This is a genomic window from Virgibacillus sp. CM-4, assembly GCF_000445495.1.
Classification (GTDB): domain Bacteria; phylum Bacillota; class Bacilli; order Bacillales; family Amphibacillaceae; genus Virgibacillus; species Virgibacillus salexigens.
In genome coordinates this window covers 1,259,479-1,284,253 of the sequence record NZ_AUQA01000002.1, presented here as the reverse complement: position 1 = coordinate 1,284,253, position 24,775 = coordinate 1,259,479, and the positions used below count along the sequence as shown (strand labels likewise).

The window sequence follows — 24,775 nt, the reverse complement described above, 5'->3', positions numbered from 1 at the left end:
GCGAATTAATGAGAAGCAATTTCCTATTTCATTTTCTCGTATTCCTGAACCATTAAATCATAATTCATTGCGCCGAGTGCTTTGTACTGAATTCTTCCATCTGCATCAATCATATAGGATGACGGTATTGGTTGAATTTGATATTTATTTGCTACTTCTGTTTGTTCATCCATTAGAATTGGAAAGGTGAGTTGAAAGTCTTTCACAAAGTTCTCTACCTCTTGTTGACTTCCTTCTGTTTCCGTTAGGTTGACTGCCAAAATAACGATATCTTTGTTATCATAAAACTTTTGCATATCCGGCATTTCAGCTCGGCAAGGGGGACACCACGTAGCCCAAAAATTAATCATTACTGGTTTTCCCCTTAGTTCAGACAGTTGAATGGATTCTCCATTTACCGTTGATAACGTAAAATCAGGGGCAGTATTCCCAATCTCAAGTCCAACTTCATTTGATTGCGCTGCTTTTTCTTCACTTTCCTTCAACGTCGAGGTGATTTTATTTTCAGATGCTTGCTGATCTTGTTCTGGTGCTGTATTAGATGAAGTAAGAAAGTCATAGGCCGCCCAACTAAACATAGCTAAAATAACTCCAATAAGTATTATCTTTTTCATTTTTACAACCTCCTTCGGATTCATTTTGCCGAATTAGCTAACCTAGTTTCGTAAGCCAAGTATCCTCAACTAATTTTAATAAAAACGCTGATATTTGAGGCATAAGCCCTGTAAATAGCAACAGACCCATCAGAATCATAATTACTCCGCCAACTTTCATAATCATCCCACTGTAACGAACAATCCATCGTGTTGATCCAAGAAAAAACGTAAGAATAAGAAACGGCAATGAAAAACCGACAATATAAAATAACGTATACCATGCCCCTTGGGTAGGGTTTGCAGCAGCAACAACTAAAATAGATGCAAAGATTGGCCCAATACATGGTGTCCATCCTGCAGCAAACCCCATTCCTACAAAGATAGTTCCTACATAGCCAACTGGTTTCTTAGTGAAGCGAAAACGTTTTTCTTTCATAAAGGAAGTAACTTTTAACCAACCACTGACGAATAACCCCATAAGGATAATGAAAATTCCAGCTATCCGTTGAATAAATTGTCCGGATTCTCCTGCTAACATTCCTTGTATCCATTGTCCAACATAAGATACGCCAATTCCTAAACTAATAAACACGAGGGATACACCGAATAGAAAGAACACAGCATGAAAAAGGAGCTTCCGTCGGATTTTGAAGGTGGCATGATGCTCCAGTTCCTTTACACTCATTCCAGTTATATAGGATAAGTACGCTGGAAATATAGGCAAGGTACAAGGGGAGAGGAATGATAACATTCCTGCCCCTAATGCTAACCAAATTGTAAGGTCTGCGGTTTCGATCATAAGAACACCAGCTTTCGATTGAATAAGTATAGAACAGAGATTATTAGAGCAACCATTACTAGGAATAGTGGTTCGACCATATACCCAAAAATGGTTGTGAAAGGTAACAACCAACTTATCAGAAGTTTACCAAATACCCAGCAATAGCTTATTAGCAATAGCATCGTTTTTTGATTGATTAGACGCTTTAGCAACAAAAATAGACTTAAGAGCATAAACATTAAAATGAAATTTCCCCAGGCAAATGAGTTATCCATCCAAATTATCTCAATAAAATGATAAGTGAAACCTGCAAATACGAGTACCGGTATAAAGTGATAGAAGAGTCTCGCTAGTTTTAAACCATTTCGTTTCGCTTTGTAGACAAGCTGTATACTTGTTAATATAAGAGCAAGATAGAATGCATTCGCATCACTTGGATAAGCAAGCACAGCGATAGGGTCTGAAATGAAAATAGACAGATGCAGGATAATCTTCGCTAACCAAATAAATAAAATCATATTAATAATGGAGGTAATCATTTGGTCAGTGATTTGCTTTTTATCTGAACGATCCAGCTCATTCATCAGCTGAAAGGCAATAAAGCCAATTGTTAAACTAACAACATTTATGGAAATAGTAATTAAAATCGTAGTTGATGGCATATTTCTCCTCCGTAAGCTCGGTATAGTTACATCATACATATCGAATGTGAAAGTTTGATGAAAATGGAGTATTTATATAAAAGAAATAGAATTGCTAGGAAGAAGTTGACGGAATGGAGAATGTGCTACCATATGAATGACAAGCCTATGTATTAGGAGGAAGATATGAGTCTGATTGCACAACACCCCTATATAAAAATAGAAAGAAAAGTAACGAGTATTGAACAATATGATATTGAGCATCAACGGGTAATTTATTTATACACCGATAAAGTAGTTACCCAGAATCGAGTATTCCCGATGGACGATGTAATGGATTTCTCATTTCGAAAAATCGCGGACAAGGGTGGTATTCTTTATTTACATACGCTTAAAGGGGTTTATACGTACACGGTGAAGTCTTCACCAGAAGCTTTTATCTCAGCATACAGGGCCTATTTTAAGTAGTTGTTTGATAATGAAGAATGTAATTCTGATTACAGGGAGAGAAGCAAGGCCGTGGAAATAAAACATTTACAGTACTTTTTGGAGGTAACTAGGTTAGGCAGCTTTACACAAGCAGCAAACCATTTATATATTACGCAACCAGCCATTAGCCGAATTATTAAATCACTAGAGGAGGAAGTTGGCTTTCCCTTATTTATTCGTTCCCGAAAACAACTGATATTAACAGAAGCCGGACGTGTATTATTTGAGCATGCTAAACAATTTGATCAGCAGTACAAAGCGATGCATTATGAATTAGAGCAAATGCAGCAATTAAATAAAGGACATATCCGAATCGGACTACCCTCTATTACAAATTCTTTCTTTTTTTCACATTTAATTGCTGCATTTCACGAGGAGTACCCAGAAATTACGTTTCAATTAGAAGAGGACGGTTCAAAAAGGATTGAAGAACAGGTACTAGAAGACAGTCTTGACTTTGGGGTTGTTGTTTTCCCTACAATTCATGATGAATTTCATTATTATTCCTTCCTGAAAGAGGGGTTAAAAGTGATCGTTCCATCTACACATGAGCTTGCAGATAAGCAGCAAATCCGAGTAAATGATTTGAAGCATGAATCATTTATCATGTTCAATAAAGATTTTTCACTACGTGATAGTATCGTTACAGCATGTAAAAATGCTGGTTTCGAACCTCGTATTATTTCAGAAACCTCTCAATTAGATTTTATAGAAGAAATGGTAGCTTCCAACGTTGGGATTACCTTATTACCTGAAAGTACAAGTACTGAACTAACCAATGATGTAAAAGCAATTACAGTTGAAAACCCAACCGTTGTATGGGATCTGGCTCTGATATGGAAGCGTAATCGTCAGCTGCCAGAAGTGATGAAAGAATTTATTCGTTTTGCCAAAGAAAAACTAATGCATAAGGAATGATCGATGGACTTCATATTTGACGAGGGGCTCAGGCTGTCGGGAAAGGAACTCGACAGTCTTTTCTAATGGGCTCTAACGGCATAGAATACACTACGCTTTCCACGGGGAACCCGTGAGCCCTTCCAACTCCACTAACGTTCCGTTCTGCGCTTGCATTTTCCGCTGGTGTCTTCGTGTATTACGATTAGGATGGTGGTTTGAATACTATATTGGAGATTTGATTTAGGCGGTAATATCAAATTTCAAACTCAACAAGATAAACAAATTGAAACTGAACTTACTGACAGCGGACTGTCGGAACCTGAAAACGATTGCCCTCGCCCTATCCAGGGGGGGCAATCGTTTTTTCGTTAAAGTGCTAATCTGCGGGTAGTCTTCTCCCGATTCGAGTAGAGGAGTTTAGGGAGATGGCCATGGATTAATTCGTAAATAAAGCTTATAAATCTATTTAGACCAATTGCTTTCACAGAATGAATGGGTCTGACAAACAGTGAAGCCTTTCCATAACAATTTGTTATGATGCGCATTTGTTATTGGCATTGTACGCTGCGCCACAGAGGGGATTATAATGGAATAGCAGTAAGGTACGAAGCCTACTGATGACATCAATAGATAAGGTGATTGTTATGCAAGCAAAAAAGAGTAAAGAAACTCGTATCATACAGAATGATCAAGTATTGATTAACGATTTGAATAACTACCATACCCTATTTGGTGGCGTGCTTATGAAAAAGCTAGATGCCTGTGCCACACTTTCTGCTAGAAGACATGCTCGGGTGAAGGAATGTGTAACAGCATCCACCGACACAGTTAATTTTATATCGCCAATTCGTCAAAGCGATTCCGTATGTATTGAATCCTTTGTGTCCTATACAGGAAAGAACTCCATGGAAATCTTCTGCAAGGTCATAGCGGAAGATATGATATCAGCAGAGCGCCGAATTGCAGCTACAGCCTTTTTAACGTTCGTTGCTTTGGATGAAGATAAGAAACCGATTGAAGTTCCAACCGTTATTCCTGAATCAGAAGAGGAGCAATTCCTATATGATACTGGAGAAGAACGGGCGAAGATTCGTAAATTAAAAAGACAGCAAAATAAAGATTTAGTATCGAAACTTTCTATTAAAAAACCTTGGGATGAATAGGCGAAAGGAGTGAAAAGGATGCTTATTACAACAAGTTACCATGAACTAGAAGAAGCAAAGCAAGCAATTGACGAATTTAAAGAGAATAAACCTGGATTATACCAGCGTTTTAAACAAATCATTGATTTAACCAGACAGCTGCAATTTAATTATCAATACATGGGCTGTTTAATTATGAATGAAGAACCGAGCAGCTTCCGTCCGCAAGTACAGAATGCGTTTATCTTATCCGTTTATCAAAAAGAAGTAGATCAACTAAAATCAGAGCAAGATATACAAGACTTGCAAGCATTATTAGGAGCTTATAAACATATTGGTTATGGTAATGTAAGCAGTCTCTTACTGGGAAAGCAAGCCTATTCGTTAGTAGGGCCAGCTGTCATCTGAATTACAAACAGCCGAGCACATCACTGCTCGGCTGTCTTAACAAATACTTGATAGAGTTTTCCTTGTACTTGTAGCATGCTACACATCCGGTTTGATGCATACTTATGACATTCCCTCGTGTATCATAAGTTGATTTTTCCTTCAACAGTACTCTCTTTTTAGAGAGCTGTCATTTTTGTTATGGCTGATGATTCCTGCTACTTCCCCATAAGCCGGTATACATATAAATTCCAACAATAATTACACAAATGAGTAAGAGTACAGCAGGAATTACCCATGTGAACCCAAGTGAAAATAGAATTGGTGTAAACGTAACGATGATGATATCTACTGGGGCCACCCCAATATAGGCTAATGCATAGTCTTCTGGGGTTTTGCTTTTTAATTCAGGGTCTACGATACGTAATAAGGCTAGTCCCATCGCTACTGTCCCTGTACTCCACCCCCAGCCAAATAATGATTTTTCTAACCAAAATTGCTGGAAAATATTCGGACCAATAAATCGGAATAGAAAATAAGCCCATAGCACTCCAAATGCGAATAATAAGAGCAGTGGCACAGCATAGTCCATTACCACGGTTATATTAATCGAAGCAATCCCTATCGCTACAAGAAAATCTGTGGCGGTACCACCAATGCGCTCCATGACTCGTTGATCCACATACGCATCGGCATTTAGTTTTCTACTGATTGTTTGAAAGATAAGTCCTAAAACAAAGGCAACACTAAATAACGGAATGGATACAGAAGGAATCAAGTCTGTTAATACATTAGTTAACCAATAGGATACACCAATTACGAAAGCGATAATTGCTAAATGCAAAACAAAAGGGTCAATGGAACTGGAAGACACCGTCTCTTGCCCCATATTAAACCGTTTATGTTTTGGCATTAATCCAGATCGAAGTTCATCTGGTAAATCTTTAAAACTAGTAATAAACTTTGTATGTCCCTTTTCTGTACTTTGCTTAATTAAGAATAATCCGCCTAGTACAGCAACTAATATACCGATCGTAGCAGAGGTCATCCCTAAGTCCATGGCCTCTTCCCAACCATAATGTGCAAAACCTTCCCCGATGGCTGCAGCAGTTCCATGACCACCTAAAAATCCAGCACCTAAGATTAGTCCGAATCCACTTGGTAAATCTGAGAACAGAGGTACTAATACCACGAGTCCGAATAACGCACCAGCCCCCCACATCGACAGGGTGAGGATCAAGGAATAAGAAAACATGTTTCGAACACGATGAAACACTTCTCCTAGATTGACTTTTGCTGCCCCAATTGGAATAGCGGCAAAGATAATTGCAATTAATAGTCCAGGATAGGTGCTGAACTGATTAGAAAAAGGCAGCAAATTGAACCCACTTGGACCAAACGCGAGTCCAAGAAAGCCAGCAATCATACTAGCAGGAAGAAATAGTGATTGTATCCATTTAACTTTCGCTCGTAAAATGGTTCCAATTAATAATAGTCCAGAAATAATACTTACATCGAGCATTAAAGCCCAAATGTCAAAATTAATCATTTGATAAATTACCCCCTACTATGAAAATGGATAAATGAAGGTTGAAACGTCATAAATGTGGACGTCACGCGTTGAATGTCTTAACGTGTGAGGGATGTTGTTGGACAGCCAGTTAATTATACCATAAGGAATCCTTCCGTACAGACTTTCCAGTAATTACATAATTTTACTATTTCATAGAATAAATAGAAAGATTCCTTTTGTATGGCCTAGAGGGGGAGTAATGAGATCTTAGTCATTCGTTTTACATTTCATATAAACACGGTAATTGACCCCGCTTAGCTTACGAAACGCTTGTTTTTTTCTGGTGAATTCTTTGAAGCCTAGCTTACGATATAAGTTCATCGCTTTTGTATTTGTATCAGCTACCTCTAGTATATATTCAGTGAATGTAGGGGAGGAAAGTAAATGCTCTAAAATAGCTGTACCAACCCCTTTTCCTTGAAAGGCGGGAGAAGTAGCCACGAATTCAATAGATACTTTACCCGATCCAGTTTCAATGGGAGGTTTTTTAAATTCACGGTTAAAAACATAATAGGCAAATGTACCTTTAACGAAGCCAAGGTGTTTTCTTAATTCCTGTTTATTTGGGTGAACAGATAGGATATGACCATCTGTACATGCTGTTATTCCAGCAATTTCTCCATCAATGATTGCAACATAAAAAACTTCTGTCACAAACATGTGTGCCAGTGCAGCGGTTAATGTTTCCCTCTTCTTTGAAAAGAAAGTGAGATGTTCTCCAAAACCATCGACAAAAATGGAACTAATATCGTGGCTTACATTCTTTTCTAATTCACTTGCTTTCTTGATTTCCATAACCATACATTTCCTCCTTTTTTGATTGACTTAATCAGTCAATATAAGAATAAATGGAATCAACGCCAGTGTCAATCCAAATTGCAGTGGAGAAAATCTGGAAAGAGATAGGTATTCCCTCTTTACCTTGTTGTGAACATCCGTAAGATAAGGTCCACTTTTGATCCTAAATCTGTTTGAATCCAAGTAATGTCTTCTACAATAATTCCAGATACAACAGTCAAGTAAAGATTTAACAATTCGTCTGGATCATGTGGAATGATATCGCCGTCGATTTGCGCTTGTTTTATTAACGGAAGCAGCTGTTCATAGTAATCCTTTCCTACTTTCTCAATCAATTGTTCGGTAGAATTGGAGATATTATCGTTACTTCTAGTGATATGTTGGATAACTCGGAAAATATCACTATTTCCCTCAGTGAAAGCCACCTTTGTAAAATATTTTATTTTTTCCAAGGGAGATAATGATAGCGTGTGGATTTCCCTGAATAGTTCATCTGTCCCTTCCATTGCCCATTCAAGGCTATGAAAAAGCACCTCATCTTTGGAGTGAAAATAGTGATAGAGCAGGCCATGACTAATTCCAGCTTCCTTAGCAATCATCCCTACTTTGGTTAGTCTTATGCCATTCTCAGCAAATACTTTCAATGCTGCTTTCATTATTTGATTTTTCCGTTCGATACGAATTTGGGTTAATTGGTCTTCGTTTAATGGAGCCATACATCGATTCTCCTTAAGTTATATTCCTTATTCTCTCACTACATAGTATCATATCAAAGGCAAGCAAGCTGGAAAAAGGATTACAATAAATGAAAAAAGCGAACCGTATAAACAGTTCGCTTTTTCGTTCGTGTTAATCCTGTTTGCCGCGAATTTTAGCCACTTCATCCGCAACAAATTGTACATTCGTACCGACAATTACTTGAATGCTATGTGCTCCAACAATATTAATTCCTGGTACGCCTGTAGATTTAATTTTCGCCTCATCCACTTTATTCATATCATCTACTTCGACACGTAATCGAGTAACACAGTTATCGACAGAGGTAACGTTGCCGTCTCCACCTAATCCTTCGTAAATTTGTGCAGCCATTGCAGTGAATTTCTGATCGGATGATACTTCTTCACCTTCTTTATCTGTTTCATCCAAATCCTCGTCTGATTCACGACCAGGAGTTTTCATATCAAATTTTTTGATTAAGAAACGGAACAAGAAATAATAAATCACTGCGAATACGAGTCCTTGAACAACGAGCATATAGGGCTCATTGGCTAATGGAAGTCGTGAGCTTAAGAACAAGTCAATAAATCCGGCACTGAAACCAAATCCAGCAGTCCAATTAAAGAAAGCTGCAATTGCTAAAGATAAACCGGTTAACACGGCATGTACAAAATAAAGTGCTGGTGCTAAGAACATAAATGAAAATTCAAGTGGCTCTGTTACTCCTGTAAAGAAAGCTGCGAATCCTGCTGCAAGTAGTAAAGATGCTGCTTGTTTTTTTCTTTTTGTTTTAGCTGTATGGTACATGGCAAGAGCTGCTGCAGGCAGACCAAACATCATAATTGGGAAAAATCCAGCTTGGTACATGCCGGTGACGCCTTTTTCCCCTTCACCTGACCAGAAGTTCCCTATATCATTAATTCCTGCCACATCGAACCAGAACACCGAGTTTAAAGCATGGTGTAATCCAGTTGGAATTAAAAGACGGTTGAAGAATCCATATAGTCCGGCACCTGCTGCACCTAGTTGACTAATTGATTCAGCAAAGGATACTAACCCACTATATATAACTGGCCATACAAAGAATAAGACGCCAGATATAATCATCATAGAAAAGGCCGTCATGATAGGAACAAGTCGTTTGCCGCTAAAGAAAGCTAACGCATCTGGAAGCTTAACATGGCTGAAACGGTTGTACATCATGGAGGCAATAATCCCTGAAAGCATACCGATAAATGCATTTTCGATACTCCCAAACGCAGCATTTACATTTTCTGCTTCGATGCCTTGTAATAATGCAACGGTATCTGTTGAAAGTAATGTAGTGACAACAAGATAACCCACCAGCCCACTCAAAGCGGCTGACCCATCTTTGTCCTTTGACATCCCCAGAGCAACCCCAATTGCAAAGAGAATGGAAATATTATCAATTATCGATGATCCTGCATTGACAAAGAATGCAGCGACCGGGTTCCCCGACCCAAAACCAGTTGGAGACGGGTCAATCCAGTACCCAATCCCCATTAAAATAGCAGCAGCTGGTAACACAGCTACCGGCAGCATTAATGAGCGACCGAGTCTTTGTAAATAGTTCATCATACATATTCCCCCTTGATTGTTGTAGTCTCTTATAATAATTGTTCCCTATAAATAAGATAATTGGTATAAGGTCATTGATATTTTTTAAGTCGTTCAATATGAAGTGTAATATATCCTAACTCTTCAGAAGGAAGTTGGATACCGTGGGAAGTGGACAACATCTTAGCAACGCGTTCGGAACATTGATAACTGCGTTTGAATTTTCGTTTGATCATAAAAAGCATTTCCTCGTCCATCGAGTGAACTTCATAATGGTAGATACGATTTAATGCGAATCTGAGATGTGTCATTAAACGCTCGTAGGCTAGATCATCTGTGGCAATGGTGATGTCCAAGTCAATTTTTATCGTTTCCATCATATCTTTCACAATTGCTGTTTGCCTAACCGTCTCGTGTAAATCACCTCCTTGAATTTTCATGGTGTGGATATGCAGGGCAATGAAGGCGGCTTCATCAATAGGCATATCCACATTTAGCTTCTCCTTCATGTGATGAAGTGCCCAAACGCCAATGTCAAATTCTTGTCTATACATAATTTTTATTTCCTGCAATAATTTGTTTTTTAAATGAATACCTTTTTGTTCTCTTTCAATCGCAAAGGATAAGTGATCGGTTAGAGCTAGAAGAATATGTTCATTTAGTTTTGTATTTAGCTGTTTTTCAGCGAAATCAATAATCTCTTCAGAAATAATTAGGTGTTCTTCCGGGATACGCACAATTAATTCCTGAAGCTTTTCATTTTCCTTTACTACAAATAGCTTTTCAATCCTATCAGGATTAACAATATCTTTTTTCTTTTTTTCAAAGGCAACACCAGCACCGATAGCTATTTTTTCTTGGTCCCCATCCATAACGATAACGGCATTATTATTTAAGATTTTTGTGATTCTCACCGGAAGACACCTCCTATTTCCATGCTTCCATGTTACTTAGTTTAATGTGATAATCATCGTTTCGCCTTGTTTTGCTACGGTTTCTTCTGCATAAGTGAACTGTTTGTCTAAATCATTGCTATTGGTAATGATAATAGGAGTGATAATATCCGCTGCATGTTCTTTAATGTAAGGCAAGTCTGCTTCCATTAGTAATTGTCCTTTTGAAACAGTATCGCCGGTATTCACCTCAACACGGAACCCCTCACCCTTTAATCCAACGGTTTCTAGGCCGACATGAATGAGCAATTCCAATCCCTCATCTGTAACAAGGCCGATAGCATGTTTGGTTTCAGGGATTTGCACGACCTTTCCATCAAAAGGAGCTGCAATTTTACCGTCGCTTGGCAGGATAGCAATGCCCTCCCCCATCATTTTTTGACTGAAAACAGGATCTGGTACGTTTTCTAGAGAAACTATTTTACCATTTACCGGTGCATAGATATGTTGATCTTTTGATTTTTTGAATAAGTTTTTAAACAAGTTTATTTCTCCTTTCTTATGCGATCGCAATGATGGAATGGATATACACTTAGGTTTAGTTTATCCAATCATATAGATTCATGCACGACACGAAAAAAGGCATGGCAGTACAAAGAGGAGTAAATCCATCGTAGGTACCACCATGCCTGATCGTATCAGTAACATGTGATGCAATATTTACTTATTAAATTTATCCTAACATTCCTTTCTTTAAAAAGCAATGTATAAATGTGTGGAGCAGGCGTTATAACTTTTGCTTGGCTTGTTCAGGAATATCTTGCTGTTGTACTTCTTCCCAAGTTTCAATATATTTCCCTTTGGTAAAAATACGTAAATAAGCATCTTTTCTTAATTCTCCACTAGCATAGAAGGTGACTTCTTTTTTCCGGCCATCTTTATCGAACCCAGTTAACGTATAGTTATAACCTCCTGGACTGAGAGCGGTTCCTTCTTTATTGACTTGTACATATATTTCTTTCTTTGGTACGAGCGGGTTAAATCGATCCGTTACTTCGTTTGAAAATAGTTGCATAATTAGTAAACCGGCTCCAATAATGAGGCCGCATCCTAAAATTGTGATAAATAATTTTTTCATCCAACTGTATCCTTTCTACTAATGATAGATAAATCCTATCACGAGAAATTCATTCCTACGTTGGATTTGTCTTTCAACATGCTTACAGTATTGAAAGGAAAACGAAGCTCGCTAGCTTTTCAAGTTTTGTATCAGGTGTAGAATATTCACGGTCTGATTAAATAACAAACGATCTGCATTTTCCATGCAAGCTTCTACAGTGGAAGGACTGGTAATAATGGAGAAACACCCATCAAATTTCTCTCGTAGTGCAGCTAAATCACCAGACAAGGATCCTGACAATAATATTGCCGGTACTTTATTTTTATTCGCTACTTCCACGATATAGCCTGGGGCCTTCCCATAGAGTGTTTGCTCATCGCTTTGGCCTTCTCCGGTAATTACTAGATCTGCTTGTCTGATCGCATGATCGATGCCAGATGCTTTTCCGATTAAAGCAGCTCCAGATGTAAGTTCTGCACCAATAGCTAAAAGGGCAAAACCAAGTCCTCCCGCTGCTCCAGCTCCCTGAACGGTGGTGAAGTCTTGATTCAGCTCTGCTTCCAGTCTTTTTCCTAGCGTAGATAGGGCTTTGTCGTACATGATGATTTGTTCCTTTGTTGCGCCTTTTTGTGGCCCATAAATAGCGCTTGCCCCTCTATCTCCAACAAGAGGATTATCTACATCACAAGCTACTTGGATGTGGACTTTACGTAGACGTGGATCTATATCTGAAAAGCAAATATCTTTCACGGCAAGCATGTCTTTGCCGAATATCCCCAACTGACTACCAGCATGATTCCATGCTCGCATGCCTAACGCTTGTAATAATCCAAATCCCCCGTCATTGGTTGCGCTTCCACCAAGTCCAATAATAAAGGACGTACAACCTCTGTCTAACGCAGCCTTAATAACTTCACCAAGGCCGTAAGTAGTGGTTATGTCTGGATTTCTGCGTGATTTAGCTATCTGCGTTAACCCAGCTATGTTCGCAATTTCGATGACCGCTGTATTGTTTTTCAGTACAGCATAATACGTATGTATTGGCGTACCAAGTGGACCGGTGCATGTAATAGGTACTTTTTCTCCCTTTGTAGAAGCAAGCAGCACGTCTACCGTTCCTTCTCCGCCATCGGCCATCGGTTTTATTGAGATAGTTGCTTGTTCGTCAATGGATTGAATCGCTTGTTTCATAGTTGTTGCTGCTTCTAAGGAAGTAAGACTCCCTTTAAATGAATCTGGTGCTAGTACAATTTTCATGTGATTCCTCCTCTGTTGCAAGTGTTTACGAATAGTTAATTACCAAACCATTCGACTAGACTGCTTTACGACGGAGCTAATACTATGGGCAATTAGGAATTGTGCAGCATAATAGGTCGTCATAATTAGTACATGTGAGTAGGGAACTGGTGAAATAAACATATTCCAGGAAAGAATAGCGTCAGAAATAAGAAATAACAAACTCCCGATGATTGCAAACTTATTTCCTGTCATAATTGCCAGCCAGGCCATACTAGTAATCACTGAGATATAACTAATCACAGGTAGGACGAATATTTCATCACCTGAACTAGCAATTGCCTGAATTAATTCATTTCCCATTAGAAAACCAAGGATAGCTAGTGGAATAATCATCAGGAATCGATACCAAGAAAACTTCCATTGCAAGGAAAAAGCTGTTAAATAAAACAAGTGGCCAACCAAGAAGAAAGTAAGTCCGATGATGAACCATCGTAATGTACCATCTCCAATTATACAAAAAATGAGTCCAATAATAACTAACCAATGCGTGCTTGATCGCTGTCTAGGCATCTGATTCATTGCATAGATAATAATTAATAACATAGGTATTATCTTAAAAAACAATTTGAAATTACCTGGTTCGGAAGGAATGATAAAGATATATACGATACTCATGACAAGAATAAGTATCGGTATACGATTGACTTGCACGTAATCACCCCCTTTTTTGGAATAAGTGATGCTATCTACTTTAAAAATACCATATTAGTCCAGCAATTCCGAGAAAAATCAAGCCAATAAGTCCACTATATAAACCAATTTTAGTACGGAATTCACGGTGCTCCCTCGTTTCTGATTGGTAGTTAGCGCGTTGTTGCAGCCCACTCGTCCATATTCCTAAAAAAGTTGCGGAAATAAGTATTGCAATCACCCCGATACCAGTAATGATTTTAAGCATTGTTAAACTCCTTTCTTTCCTACCTACGTATTGATCATTCATTTTGCTTCCAAATTCAAAATTTAATTAGAAAGGCTTTTTTAGATGGGGTAACGAGCTAGTGGGGAAAATAGAGCTACTAGATGTTGACAAGAAAAAAACTTGTAGAGAAAGGTTCACTACAAGTCAAAGTTGAACGAAATGGCAACTATTTTTGTTTATTATTTTCCCTCTTTAACTACAATCGCCTGGGTTACTTTTGTGTTTTTACAGTCTTCAAAGGCTGCTTCATCTACGAGCCCTAACTTAATAGCAGCGTCTAACTTTTCTGTATCTGGGCGTTTTTCGGTAATAACAAAATCACTTAATTGTAGTTCTTCCAATTTTTGTACCGTTTGTTCTGGCGTGTATTTGATGGCCGAACGAATCTGTCGTAGTACTTGATAATTGCCTCGCTGAATGTCACCTTTTCTATCTTTTCCAGTAGTGTTATCTAAGTAGTGGTGAAATTTCTTTTTTAACTGGTTTAATTCCTGCTCCATTTCTTTTTTTTGCTCGTGCAATACATAGTATCGTTTTATTTCTTCCTCTGTGATAGATAATGTTTCTTCCATGTCACTAACTCCCTATTTAGATTATTTAGTTTATATCTATGTCCGACAAGATTCATCTATGACATGGAATACGTTGTGAGTAACCTGGCCATTTAGTCATTGCTCTCTAATTCCATTAATATCCATGAACAAGTTTGCGATTTCTCTCTTGTAAACCGCTTACAAATAATTTATACTTGGACTAAATCGATTTAGTAAATCGGTTTAGTCCAAAGCAAATAAAGAGGAGAAAGACATGAAAAAGATTACAATTGCTGATGTGGCAACGTATGCCAACGTTTCAAAAAGTACGGTTTCTCAGTACTTAAATAAACGATACGATTATATGGGAGCAGATACAAAGAAGCGAATTGAAGCAGCTATTAAAGCTTTAGGGTATAGCCCGAATATAATTGCCCGGAGTTTAAAGCAAAAGTCGACAAAAACGATTGGTGTAATCGTTGCAAATATACTCCATGTGTTTTCCACACAGGTTATTCGGGCAATCGAGGATTATTGCAATGCTTCTAATTTTCATGTGATTGTTTGTAATGCTGACGATGATCCAATGAAAGAGAAGCGATATATTGAAATGCTTCGGGCCAAGCAAGTAGATGGCATAATTGCTTTTCCTACAGGGGAAAACATCGATTTATATCAAGGTCTATTAGAGGAAAACTATCCCTTTATCTTAATGGATAGGCTAGTTCCAGGAGTAGCTATGGATGCGGTATTACTTGATAATGAAAAAGCTGTTCATTTAGCCATAGAGCAATTTATTAAAGCAGGTTACAAGAAAATAGGGATGATTTCACCCCCAATGGAACAGCCTGTCACACCGAGAAGAGAGAGAATGGAGGCGTACAAAACGGCACTAAAAAAATACGGGATCGAATTTAGACCAGCCTATTTAGCAAGTGGAGAAATCACGGATATGCACATACGAATTAAGGAAATGCTTACATTAGCAGATCCTCCAGAGGCCATTCTTGCATTAAATGACCGTGTATTGTTTGAGTTATTACAATATACGAAAGATCACCAAGTTCAAATCTCTGCTGATCTCGCTATTATTGGTATCGATGATGTTTCGTTTGCTTCCTTTTATAGTCCAACGTTAACGACGATTGCTCAGCCAGCTTTCGACATGGGAAAAAAAGCTGCACAGTTATTATTTAATCAAATACAGGGAGATTCTCGATCAGAAACCAACGTATATCGCTTTGCACCACAGCTGATGGAAAGAGAATCTTGCTAACATAATAGAAAGGAAGTAGAGAAAAATGAGAAAGACGATTACTACGATTGCTTCTGAAGTCTCTGAGGTCTTGTATCGGATAGATGCAAATGAAGCCATCACATTGGCTGAAAAAATACAACAAGCAAACCGTATTTTTGTTGCAGGAACTGGGCGATCAGGCTTAATTAGTAAGGTGTTTGCAATGCGTATGATGCATATTGGGTTCCCAATATACGTTGTCGGGGAGACAATTACGCCAAGTATTGAAGCGGATGATTTATTAGTAATTCTTTCCGGTTCAGGTAGTACAGGTACATTGAAGTATTTTGCTGAAAAAGCAAAAGCTATAGACGCGAAGGTGGCATTAGTTACTACGAATAGAGAATCGATGATTGGGAAGATCAGTGATTCTATTATAGTGGTACCTGCTGCAACGAAAAAACGATTGTCATCAGAACCAGCTACAATACAGCCACTAGGAAGTCAGTTTGATCAATCGGCACACTTGGTATTAGATGCAGTAATAGCTTATCTTCTAGAGAGATTACCGGAAGCCAATAATCATACAGCATTAAATCAAAAACACGCAAACTTGGAATAGATAAAGGAGGACATGTCAATGGAATCAATTCATGTAATAAAGGAATCGAAAGTGGTAGCTGTTATTCGTAAAGCAAATGAAGAAAATATTGTATCTATATTGAAGGCTTTATCAGCTGGAGGAGTAAAGGCAGTAGAAATTACTGCGGAAACACCTCGGGCGGCTCAAGTTATTGCAAAAGCGCATGAAAGTATGGGAGATGAAGTATGCATTGGAGCCGGTACTGTATTGGACCCGGAAACAGCTAGAACGGTTCTACTAGCAGGAGCTGCGTTCATTGTATCGCCAGCTCTAAATGTTGAAACCTTAAAACTAGCGAATCGATATGGGGTGTTGGCAATTCCAGGTGTGTTATCCCCTACAGAGATCCTCACCGCCTATGAACACGGTGCTAAGATGGTTAAAATATTCCCAGCTACTACTGTTGGACCTTCCTATGTAAAGAATATACTTGGGCCTCTCCCGCATGTAGAAGCAATGGTTACTGGTGGGATTACCCTGGATAATATGAATGATTACTTGGAAAAAGGATGTAAAGCGGTAGGTATTGGAAGTAATCTGGTCAATGCTCCTCAATTAAAGACGGTTGAAGATTATCAAAGATTAACCGAAACCGCTAAAAAATATCGCAAACAAGCGGATAAATAATAAGTAAGCGAAGGGGAGGGATGTAAGATGATTAATCGGAGATATGCTTTTATCTTCTTTATTTTGGTAACGGTTTCTTTGCTTTCCGCTTGTTCAGAAGAAGCTGATCCAGATGGTGACGGCAAGATAAAAATAATTGCTGCACATAACCAAACTTCTCCTGATAACCCATACCAAACAGGGATGTTGAAATTTAAAGAAGTTGCAGAGGAGAAATCAGGTGGATCGATAGAAGTAGAGGTTCATGCTGGAACGATAGGAACGGAGGAATCAGAATTAGTAGAGAAACTACAACTGGGGGCTGCGGATGTAGTCCTTGTTTCTCCAGGATTTATGACTCAAACAGGGATACGAGAGGTTGACTTATTTTCAGCACCGTACTTATTTAATAGTTATGAACATTGGTTACGTGTCGTTGATGGTGAAGTTGGCCAGCAAATGGCGAAGATCATTAATGAAAAGTCAAACAACGCCTTTAAACTATTAGGCTATTGGACGGCAGGAGTAAGGCATTTCTACGGAAAAAAACCATTAGAATCAATGGATGATTTGAAAGGGGTTTCTTTACGGACGCAGACATCCGGAGTGATCGGTGACTTCTGGGAAGCTACGGGTGCCATTCCATCATCCATCTCGTGGGGAGAGCTGTATCAAGGATTACAGCAAGATGTTGTTGACGCTTCCGAAAACGCTTACCCATTCTTTGTCCAACAATCCCATCATACGACACCGAACGGGAAGTATATTACGGAAACAGCACATGATTTTACGACACGATTTCTATTAATTAATGGAGAGAAATTCGATAATTATTCACAAGAACATCAAACTATTATTCTAGAAGCTGCTAAAGCATCTGTAGAGGCAGAAAGAGCTGCAACGAATAAGCAGGATATTGATTATAAAGAAAAAGCAATCGATGAAGGTGCAGTTGTAAATGAAATTGATCGTCAGCCGTTTATTGAATTAGCTAAACCAATTCAGAATAATTTCGCTGAAGAAATTGATGCAGAACAAATGTTACAGGCAATTAGGCAACTTGCAGAGGAATAGGGGGGATATTATGAAACAGTTGATACGAATGCTTGAAAAAACGCAAATCACGATTGGATTAGCATTTCTAACGGTTTTCTTCCTAGTTATTATGCTGCAAATAATTACGAGATATATAGGAATTTCGGTTATTTGGACGGAAGAAGTAGCAAATTACTCATTTATTTGGGCAATTTTTATGGGAGCAGCGGTAATGGTTAATCGAAGGGAACATTTTAATTTTGACTTGTTACAACGAAAGCTTAAAGGGAAAAGTAGAATCACCTTGAGTATTTTTAATGACCTTGTGTTAATTGCTTTTAATCTCGCTATATTTAGCCTTGGCATTCAAGTAGTCATTGAATTTTGGAATTATACATGGGCTACAATTCCAGAAATGAAAATGGGTTATGTATGGTTGTCCATTCCTATTATGGCAGGTACGATGGTTATTTACTCCATATCCCATTTGATTAACCATATAGAGACGTGGAAAACGAAGGGGGTTATGGAATAATGGGCTTTCTATTAATTGGGTTATTTCTTGTATTAATGCTTTTAGGAATGCCGATTGCCTTCGTTATTGGAATAGTAGCCTTGTTGGGAATCTTTGGAATGCCCTATACTCCAGAAGCGGCCGTTCCGATGAAAATGGTAAATGGACTGGACTCATTTGTTCTATTAGCTGTACCGTTATTTATTTTAGCAGCCAACCTGATGAATTCAGGCAAGATCTCAGAAAAGTTAATTGATCTTGCCTTAGCGATTGTGGGCCCGATTAGAGGTGGTTTGGCACACGCAAATATTCTAGTTTCCATGATGTTTGCCGGGGTCTCTGGAGCTTCCCAAGCAGATGCTGCCGGTGTGGGAAAAATTCTTATACCAAGTATGAAAAAACAGGGGTATGACACGGAGACAGCAGTTGGAGTAACTGCTGCATCCTCTACGGTGGGGGTAATTATTCCACCAAGTATCCCTATGATTATTTTTGCAGGTTTAACCAATGTTTCGATTGGCGCTTTATTCCTTGGAGGAATTATACCCGGTATTCTTATTGGGTTGGGGATGATGCTATTTGTTTATGTTATTGCAATTAAACGTAACTTTCCAAAGGCTGCACGTCCGGAGTTAACAAAAGTAGGAAAACGATTCATTGAATCTGTACCAGCTTTGTTAACACCAATTATTATTATTGGCGGCATTGTTTTTGGCTTTTTCACTGCTACGGAGGCTGCAGCTGTTGCATCTTTGTATACTTTTTTGATTAGTATGTTTGTATATAAAACATTAAAATTAAAAGACTTACCAAAAATATTAATGGATACACTAGCATTAAGCTCTTTATCCTTATTTGCCTTAGCGGCAGCAAGTGCCTTAGGTGAGTTAATGAGCTATTATCAACTTGGGACCATCGCCCAAGAGTTCTTTAGCGATCATATAGGTTCTGAATGGCTATTTATCTTCATTCTAATTGTTTTCTTCTTATTTGTAGGAACGTTTATGGATGCCATTCCAGCTATGATCTTATTTGTTCCCATTATTTTACCGACTGCTTTGGAATTTGGAATCGATCCTATTCATTTAGGCTTAATTGTTGTTATTACATTAGCTATCGGTTTAGCTACACCACCATATGGACTGGTATTGTTATTATCAGCGAAAATCGGGGAATTATCTGTAGAGCGATCGTTTATCGCTGTCATTCCTTACTTGTTCATTATTGTGGTTGTTTTATTGATTATTGCTTTCTTGCCCGAGGTCACTTTTTTTATACCGAATCTATTTAGTTAAAGAGGTGTTTAGCTTTGGATTATTCAGTAATTAATAAACGAGCTGCAGGAGCAGCTGCTGTGGATTATATTGTATCTGGAATGACAGTTGGATTAGGATCTGGTTCTACGGTTGACTATATGCTAGATAAATTGGCTGAAAAAGTAAAAGAAGGATTGAAGGTACAGGGTGTGCCTACATCAAAAAAGACGGAAAAACTAGCAAAACATCTGGGGATACCGATTGTTGATTTCGCTACCATTACGAAGGTCGACCTGGCTATTGATGGAGCAGATGAAGTGGATCCATCGTTTCATTTAATCAAAGGTGGAGGCGGATCGCTTGTTCGTGAGAAAATTGTGGATGCCAATGCGCAACAATTGATCATTATTATAGATGAGACAAAGAAAGTGCCTCAATTAGGAACATATCCACTTCCAATTGAAATCGTACCATTCGGATGGCAGAAAACAGCTGAAGCAATTGCGGCATTTGGTGTTGAACCAAAGTTAAGGAAATTATCTGAACAAGATGTGTTTGTGTCAGATAATGGTAATTATATTTTAGATTGCCCATTCAAGCTTATCGAAGATCCACATTCGCTGCATCAACAATTAAAGCAATTGGTAGGAGTTATTGAAACAGGGTTGTTTACATCTATGGCTGATATAGTTATAGCTGGAGAAGAAGGTAAAGTAGAAAAGCTTACAAAAGAAAAGTAAGAGAAAGAATCTGGAGGAATAAACGTGAATGATGTGATTACATTAGGAGAAGCAATGATTGTTTTTAATCCAGGAATGACAGGACCACTGAAATTCGTCAATACCTTCGAAAAGAAAGTTGGCGGAGCAGAACTGAATTTGGCAGTTGGCTGTTCTCGGTTAGGATTGAAAACAGGATATATGACAAGATTAGGCAAAGATGAGTTTGGGAAGCATATACACAATTTCGCCCGTGGAGAAGGAATAGACGTATCTCAAATCGATGAAATTGAGGGATATCCAACCTCTTTGAATTTTAAAGAAATCATGGAGGGTGGTAGTGTTCGTACCTTTTATTATCGAGATAAATCCCCTACCCTTACGCTTACTGCGGAAGATTTAGATGAATCGTATATTAGAAATGCAAAAATACTTCATTTAACTGGGATTTATCCTGCAATTGATGATCGAAATATAGCTGTCATAGAGAAGGCGATAGCATTAGCTAAAAAACATGATGTAAAAATCTCCTTTGATCCGAATATTCGCCTTCGCATGTGGAGTAAGGACAAAGCAAAAACTGTAATTAGCAAACTATTGCCACATGTTGATATATTGCTAACTGGTGATGAAGAAATGGAAATCGTGATGGGGGAAAGGGACCCAAAGAAAATTATAGAAAAAGCAATAGAACTCGGCATTTCTTACATTGCGGTCAAACAAGGGGATAAAGGTTCAGTAGGGTATTATCATGGTGAGACGATCGAAGCCTCACCTGTAAAAGCAGCAAAAGTGGTGGATACAGTAGGAGCTGGGGATGGTTTTAATGCTGGAGTGCTTTATGGGTTTTTGAATGGATGGACATTAGCTAAAACCATGCATTTTGCTAATACGGTTGGATCAATGGTTGTTGGAGTCATTGGAGACAATGAAGGATTGCCCTATTATGAAGAAGTTCAGCAACGGCTTGGAGAAGTAGAACGGATTGAACGATAAAAAGAGGTGTCAGAAGTGAAATTACAATTAGCTCTGGACAGGTTAACAAAAGAAGCGTGTTTGCATGTTATTTCCGAAACCAAAGAATTCGTAGACATTATAGAAATAGGTACAGGTGTTATAAAAGAGTATGGAATGGCATTTGTAAGAGAAATCCGAGAGAAATATCCGGACAAGACGATTCTTGCGGATATGAAGACATGCGATGCTGGAAAGCATGAGGCCAAGCAGGCGTTTGACGCTGGCGCAGATCTAACAACTGTCATGGCCTTTTCATCAGATGCTACCATTAAGGATACATTAGATGTAGCCAAACAAGTAGAGAAGCAAATAATGATTGATTTACTTGAGCTTTCCTCTCATCAACGCATGGAAGAATTGAAGCGGTTAGGAGTAGAGTTAGTTAGTCTCCATGTCGGAAAGGATCAACAAACAAAAGGGAATCATTTTAATACGGAATTGTTTTCTTTTGTAAATGGATATGGGTTTAAAGTTGCTGTAGCTGGTGGAATTAGGGAAGATACCTTGCCAGAGGTTGTGGGAGAGAATCCAGATATTATTATTGTTGGAAGTGCTATTTCCAAATCTCCTCATCCACAGCAAACAGCACAGCATATGAAAAAGATAATGCAAACGAGGGGATAAAAAGAGGAGGCAGGGCATTTGTGATGCTCTGCTTCTTCTTTTAAACGAGCTTATACAGATTTTTAGGTCTTCCTTTTTTTCCGTAATGGCAGATAATCTCTACTTCTCCCTTTCCCTCCAAATAGTTTAAATAACGGTGTACAGTCTGATATGCAATCGGTAATTCTTCTTGAATTTCATTTATGGTTCTTGCTGTTCCTTGTTGTAACAAAAAATTTTTAATTGACATTAATGTTCCTTGGTTAATTCCCTTTTCAACAAAGACACTCTCTTGATTAGCAGTTAGTCTACCAATTTTTAAATTAATTCGTATTCTAGACAATAGATCTGGAGCTCTAAAGGGCTTTAATGCAAAGTCGGTAGCACCTGCATGTAGAAACATATTAGCTACTTCCTGCCTTTCATCGACGGTAAGAATGATGATTGGCGTTTTATCATTAAATTTCCGAATTTCTTTTGTTGTTTTTAAGCCATCCCAATTAGGCATATGATAATCCAGTAAAATGAGATCAGGTTCCATCTTTTTACATACATCTACCCCCATTTTTCCTGTAGAAGCTTCTAATACAGCGTATCCTCCAAAGCTGCAAACTTCGTTTAATGTAAATCGTATATCCTCATTATCATCTACAATTAAAATCGTTGACTTCACCTTTCTTTTCACCCTCTTTAGGAACCGGAAGCACGATATTCATTTGCGTATAATTCCCTGGTTCACTTTTTACCGAGATTTTCCCCCCATGATTTTCGACTACACTTTTAACAAACGAAAGACCTATTCCAGATGAGTTCTTTGTGCTGAACCCTTCATGCCAAATATTTTTCATATGTATTGCTTCAATACCCGGGCCATTGTCTTGAATTCGAAATAAAATACCACTATTTATTCTTTTGACACGGACATGGATATATCCTGCCTCATGAGCAAATGAAGCTATCGCATTTTCAATAATATTGGAAATAGCCCGTGAAAACCGAATCTTATTCACAAAAACTGGAGGAGTGTGTTGGTCAATATCAATTCTTAGATGAATTTTTTCATGGTTATCTAAGCCTAGGTGACTTGTTACGTAGGCAAACAGTTCCTCTACTGAAATATGCTTTTTAATATTCTCATATAAAATTTCCGAAATCATATCTTTCATGTTATCTAAAGAAGCTCCAATCCGAACAAAATAGTTGCTGAAAGTCGAATGCATGTTCACTTGTGATTTCATCTCTAATAAAGACAGAAGTCCTTCTATTGTAACTAAGGGCGTCTTTAAGTCATGTACTAATGTTGTAATTTCTTCATAAACTTTTGACTCGATAAGGGCAATTCTTGTTTCCTTCAACTCCTCCTCCTGTTGCTGGTATTTTTTCAGTGTAAAGAACTGCTTGTTTAGTAAATGAATAAGAAACGTAAGGATAATAGCGATGACAAGAAATACCAAGAAATACAGAGTTGCTAATGTATTATACAATTTATTATTTGTAAAGTATAAGTCAGCCGTTTTAATGCTGATTGCTAAATCATTTGTTCCAAAACCAAATTTGGAAAGTGCTGGGACTAACTGAATCCATTGCGTAGCAAATAAAATCAAAATGATAATAATGGATGAAATAAGAAAGAAAAATTTTTGCTTGGGAATATATATTTGCAGAAATATAATAATCGCTAGACTAACGAAACAGTTTATATAGGAGAAATATTCACCAAAGATAATGTTGAAAAGAAAGAATGCAATGAAAACAATACCAATGAATAGAAAAGAAAAATGAGGCGAATCCAATTTACTATATAATGCGAAAGAAATTACCAATGCACCAAAATAAATAAGAAAAAAAATAAGTGTATACTTACCCACATAAGCAAAGGAAGTAATCATCAATTGCCCGCTATCCTGGTGTACAATACTATGCTGTATTCCATCAACAATAAATAATGTCCAATCTTTAACAAAGTATGGAAGAAAGAAACCATATATCATCAATAGAAGCCCAATTATTCCTGTGAGATAAGGGTGTTTTACTTTCATTATCTGTCATCAACCTTCTTATTTTAATATGTATATTGCATGTTACTAACGAAATGCTGAATTTAATGGGACAGAAATATCTTGCAATTGATGTACAAGAGTAGCTGGTATTTTATAAGATCGTAACGTAGCTAGAACATTTTCCTTGTTCTCCATTTGTTTTATACCAATATAGTAATTGGCATAGGGAACGGCAGCTTGAAACAATTTCATTGAATTTGGATCTTCGCGATGCTTACCTACCAGATTGACTAAAATAATAGGTACATCTTGAATCGCGGCCTCTTCTACTAGCTGTTTCGTTCGTTTCAGTTCATCAGACAAGCTACGAGGTGTGTGCAGCATACCATTGGCACTAAAACCAATAACGATAATTAAGCTTTGATAATCATAAAGGTCGGTTGCGAGAGCCCTGGGGCGATAATCCATTTCAAGATTTAAGTTATCAGCTATGTTACTGATAATCGTGCTTTCTGGTGCTTGTCCTGCCGATGTAATGAGAATTCTCTCTTCGCCGATTGGGGCTGGCAAATTTGGGTATGTATTTATGTGATTCGGGTTGGGGGCGCTTCGCGTGGATATCGTAATAATGGAGGCAAGTAATAAACATAGGAAGAACGGCATGTATTTATTCATTTTTGTCCACCTCTCCTACTTTTTGCTATTTTTTCGTCGCTGTTTAAATCAGTAAACCGGTTCAGTTAGATATGGAAAAGGTAAAGCATGTTTTGCCTTACCTT

The 24,775-nt window shown here is 38.0% G+C and carries 30 protein-coding genes; 13 read left to right on the top strand and 17 right to left on the bottom strand.

All coding sequences use genetic code 11. From position 1 onward, the window contains the following. Positions 1-23: 23 nt before the first annotated feature. The 3 genes from M948_RS29515 to M948_RS29505 are packed head-to-tail and all read right to left on the bottom strand — an operon-like array spanning position 24 to position 2,039. Positions 24-614 carry a peroxiredoxin family protein gene (locus tag M948_RS29515; RefSeq protein WP_021290046.1) on the bottom strand — a complete coding sequence of 197 codons (591 nt, stop codon included), beginning with the start codon at positions 612-614 and terminating at the stop codon, positions 24-26. 37 nt (positions 615-651) lie between these two features. After that, the gene (locus M948_RS29510; protein ID WP_021290045.1) at positions 652-1,395 is read right to left on the bottom strand and encodes a cytochrome c biogenesis CcdA family protein; all 744 of its coding nucleotides are present in this window, start codon (positions 1,393-1,395) and stop codon (positions 652-654) included. Continuing rightward, a complete protein-coding gene (locus M948_RS29505; RefSeq protein ID WP_021290044.1) occupies positions 1,392-2,039 on the bottom strand; it encodes a hypothetical protein in 648 nt (215 codons plus the stop codon). The genes M948_RS29510 and M948_RS29505 overlap by 4 nt, the downstream gene beginning before the upstream one ends. A gap of 165 nt (positions 2,040-2,204) precedes the next feature. Between M948_RS29505 and M948_RS29500 the strand changes: the two genes are divergently transcribed. From M948_RS29500 to M948_RS29485, 4 genes are all read left to right on the top strand, one after another. Continuing rightward, positions 2,205-2,486 carry a hypothetical protein gene (locus M948_RS29500; protein WP_021290043.1) on the top strand — a complete coding sequence of 94 codons (282 nt, stop codon included), beginning with the start codon at positions 2,205-2,207 and terminating at the stop codon, positions 2,484-2,486. A gap of 51 nt (positions 2,487-2,537) precedes the next feature. Further along, a complete protein-coding gene (locus M948_RS29495; protein ID WP_021290042.1) occupies positions 2,538-3,425 on the top strand; it encodes a LysR family transcriptional regulator in 888 nt (295 codons plus the stop codon). Between the two features lie 626 nt (positions 3,426-4,051). Further along, positions 4,052-4,570, top strand: a complete 519-nt coding sequence (locus tag M948_RS29490) for an acyl-CoA thioesterase (RefSeq protein ID WP_021290041.1) — start codon at positions 4,052-4,054, stop codon at positions 4,568-4,570. An 18-nt stretch (positions 4,571-4,588) separates the two neighbouring features. Continuing rightward, positions 4,589-4,957, top strand: a complete 369-nt coding sequence (locus M948_RS29485) for a hypothetical protein (protein ID WP_021290040.1) — start codon at positions 4,589-4,591, stop codon at positions 4,955-4,957. 178 nt (positions 4,958-5,135) lie between these two features. Here M948_RS29485 and M948_RS29480 read toward each other — a convergent pair whose 3' ends face one another. The 11 genes from M948_RS29480 to M948_RS29430 form a co-directional block, all read right to left on the bottom strand. Beyond that, the gene (locus tag M948_RS29480) at positions 5,136-6,485 is read right to left on the bottom strand and encodes a sodium/glutamate symporter (RefSeq protein WP_021290039.1); all 1,350 of its coding nucleotides are present in this window, start codon (positions 6,483-6,485) and stop codon (positions 5,136-5,138) included. Between the two features lie 231 nt (positions 6,486-6,716). Next, on the bottom strand, positions 6,717-7,310 hold the full coding sequence (locus M948_RS29475; RefSeq protein ID WP_021290038.1) for a GNAT family N-acetyltransferase: 594 nt from the start codon (positions 7,308-7,310) through the stop codon (positions 6,717-6,719). Between the two features lie 116 nt (positions 7,311-7,426). Beyond that, positions 7,427-8,023: a TetR/AcrR family transcriptional regulator gene (locus M948_RS29470; protein WP_021290037.1), complete on the bottom strand. Its 597-nt coding sequence runs from the start codon at positions 8,021-8,023 to the stop codon at positions 7,427-7,429. Between the two features lie 133 nt (positions 8,024-8,156). After that, positions 8,157-9,623: an N-acetylglucosamine-specific PTS transporter subunit IIBC gene (gene nagE / locus M948_RS29465; RefSeq protein WP_021290036.1), complete on the bottom strand. Its 1,467-nt coding sequence runs from the start codon at positions 9,621-9,623 to the stop codon at positions 8,157-8,159. A gap of 71 nt (positions 9,624-9,694) precedes the next feature. Further along, positions 9,695-10,516 (bottom strand): PRD domain-containing protein, encoded by an 822-nt coding sequence (locus M948_RS29460; RefSeq protein WP_021290035.1) that lies wholly within the window; start codon positions 10,514-10,516, stop codon positions 9,695-9,697. A 36-nt stretch (positions 10,517-10,552) separates the two neighbouring features. Next, positions 10,553-11,038 carry a PTS sugar transporter subunit IIA gene (locus tag M948_RS29455; RefSeq protein WP_021290034.1) on the bottom strand — a complete coding sequence of 162 codons (486 nt, stop codon included), beginning with the start codon at positions 11,036-11,038 and terminating at the stop codon, positions 10,553-10,555. Positions 11,039-11,282: 244 nt separating this feature from the next. Beyond that, positions 11,283-11,633, bottom strand: a complete 351-nt coding sequence (locus M948_RS29450; protein WP_021290033.1) for a YxeA family protein — start codon at positions 11,631-11,633, stop codon at positions 11,283-11,285. A 111-nt stretch (positions 11,634-11,744) separates the two neighbouring features. Next, the gene (locus M948_RS29445; protein WP_021290032.1) at positions 11,745-12,872 is read right to left on the bottom strand and encodes a glycerate kinase; all 1,128 of its coding nucleotides are present in this window, start codon (positions 12,870-12,872) and stop codon (positions 11,745-11,747) included. A gap of 39 nt (positions 12,873-12,911) precedes the next feature. Continuing rightward, positions 12,912-13,565, bottom strand: coding sequence for a lysoplasmalogenase (locus M948_RS29440; protein WP_021290031.1), 654 nt, complete (start codon positions 13,563-13,565; stop codon positions 12,912-12,914). A 40-nt stretch (positions 13,566-13,605) separates the two neighbouring features. Continuing rightward, entirely contained in the window at positions 13,606-13,812 is a 207-nt protein-coding gene (locus M948_RS29435) for a DUF5316 family protein (RefSeq protein ID WP_021290030.1), read from the bottom strand. 200 nt (positions 13,813-14,012) lie between these two features. Then, positions 14,013-14,405 (bottom strand): hypothetical protein, encoded by a 393-nt coding sequence (locus M948_RS29430; RefSeq protein WP_021290029.1) that lies wholly within the window; start codon positions 14,403-14,405, stop codon positions 14,013-14,015. A 235-nt stretch (positions 14,406-14,640) separates the two neighbouring features. Here M948_RS29430 and M948_RS29425 point away from each other — a divergent pair, with 235 nt between their 5' ends. From M948_RS29425 to hxlA, 9 genes are read left to right on the top strand one after another with little or no spacing between them, the layout of a single operon-like run. Continuing rightward, complete coding sequence (locus tag M948_RS29425) at positions 14,641-15,642, top strand: LacI family DNA-binding transcriptional regulator (protein WP_021290028.1); 1,002 nt, start codon at positions 14,641-14,643, stop codon at positions 15,640-15,642. A gap of 25 nt (positions 15,643-15,667) precedes the next feature. Beyond that, entirely contained in the window at positions 15,668-16,225 is a 558-nt protein-coding gene (gene hxlB, locus M948_RS29420; protein WP_021290027.1) for a 6-phospho-3-hexuloisomerase, read from the top strand. Positions 16,226-16,243: 18 nt separating this feature from the next. Continuing rightward, positions 16,244-16,873, top strand: a complete 630-nt coding sequence (locus tag M948_RS29415) for a bifunctional 4-hydroxy-2-oxoglutarate aldolase/2-dehydro-3-deoxy-phosphogluconate aldolase (protein ID WP_021290026.1) — start codon at positions 16,244-16,246, stop codon at positions 16,871-16,873. Positions 16,874-16,900: 27 nt separating this feature from the next. Beyond that, positions 16,901-17,926: a TRAP transporter substrate-binding protein gene (locus M948_RS29410; protein WP_021290025.1), complete on the top strand. Its 1,026-nt coding sequence runs from the start codon at positions 16,901-16,903 to the stop codon at positions 17,924-17,926. 10 nt (positions 17,927-17,936) lie between these two features. Further along, positions 17,937-18,422, top strand: a complete 486-nt coding sequence (locus tag M948_RS29405) for a TRAP transporter small permease (RefSeq protein ID WP_021290024.1) — start codon at positions 17,937-17,939, stop codon at positions 18,420-18,422. Further along, positions 18,422-19,696: a TRAP transporter large permease gene (locus M948_RS29400; protein WP_021290023.1), complete on the top strand. Its 1,275-nt coding sequence runs from the start codon at positions 18,422-18,424 to the stop codon at positions 19,694-19,696. Before M948_RS29405 ends, M948_RS29400 begins: the two co-directional genes overlap by 1 nt. A gap of 14 nt (positions 19,697-19,710) precedes the next feature. Beyond that, positions 19,711-20,397, top strand: coding sequence for a ribose-5-phosphate isomerase RpiA (rpiA, locus tag M948_RS29395; protein WP_021290022.1), 687 nt, complete (start codon positions 19,711-19,713; stop codon positions 20,395-20,397). A gap of 24 nt (positions 20,398-20,421) precedes the next feature. Further along, positions 20,422-21,372, top strand: a complete 951-nt coding sequence (locus M948_RS29390) for a sugar kinase (RefSeq protein ID WP_021290021.1) — start codon at positions 20,422-20,424, stop codon at positions 21,370-21,372. Between the two features lie 15 nt (positions 21,373-21,387). Further along, positions 21,388-22,017, top strand: coding sequence for a 3-hexulose-6-phosphate synthase (hxlA, locus tag M948_RS29385; RefSeq protein WP_021290020.1), 630 nt, complete (start codon positions 21,388-21,390; stop codon positions 22,015-22,017). Between the two features lie 40 nt (positions 22,018-22,057). Here hxlA and M948_RS29380 read toward each other — a convergent pair whose 3' ends face one another. Genes M948_RS29380 through M948_RS29370 form a run of 3 tightly spaced genes read right to left on the bottom strand, consistent with a single transcriptional unit; the run spans position 22,058 to position 24,671 of the window. Beyond that, positions 22,058-22,669 (bottom strand): response regulator, encoded by a 612-nt coding sequence (locus M948_RS29380; protein WP_021290019.1) that lies wholly within the window; start codon positions 22,667-22,669, stop codon positions 22,058-22,060. After that, on the bottom strand, positions 22,641-24,035 hold the full coding sequence (locus M948_RS29375) for a sensor histidine kinase (protein WP_021290018.1): 1,395 nt from the start codon (positions 24,033-24,035) through the stop codon (positions 22,641-22,643). The genes M948_RS29380 and M948_RS29375 overlap by 29 nt, the downstream gene beginning before the upstream one ends. Positions 24,036-24,080: 45 nt before the next feature. Next, positions 24,081-24,671: a DUF6305 family protein gene (locus M948_RS29370; RefSeq protein ID WP_021290017.1), complete on the bottom strand. Its 591-nt coding sequence runs from the start codon at positions 24,669-24,671 to the stop codon at positions 24,081-24,083. Positions 24,672-24,775: the final 104 nt, after the last annotated feature.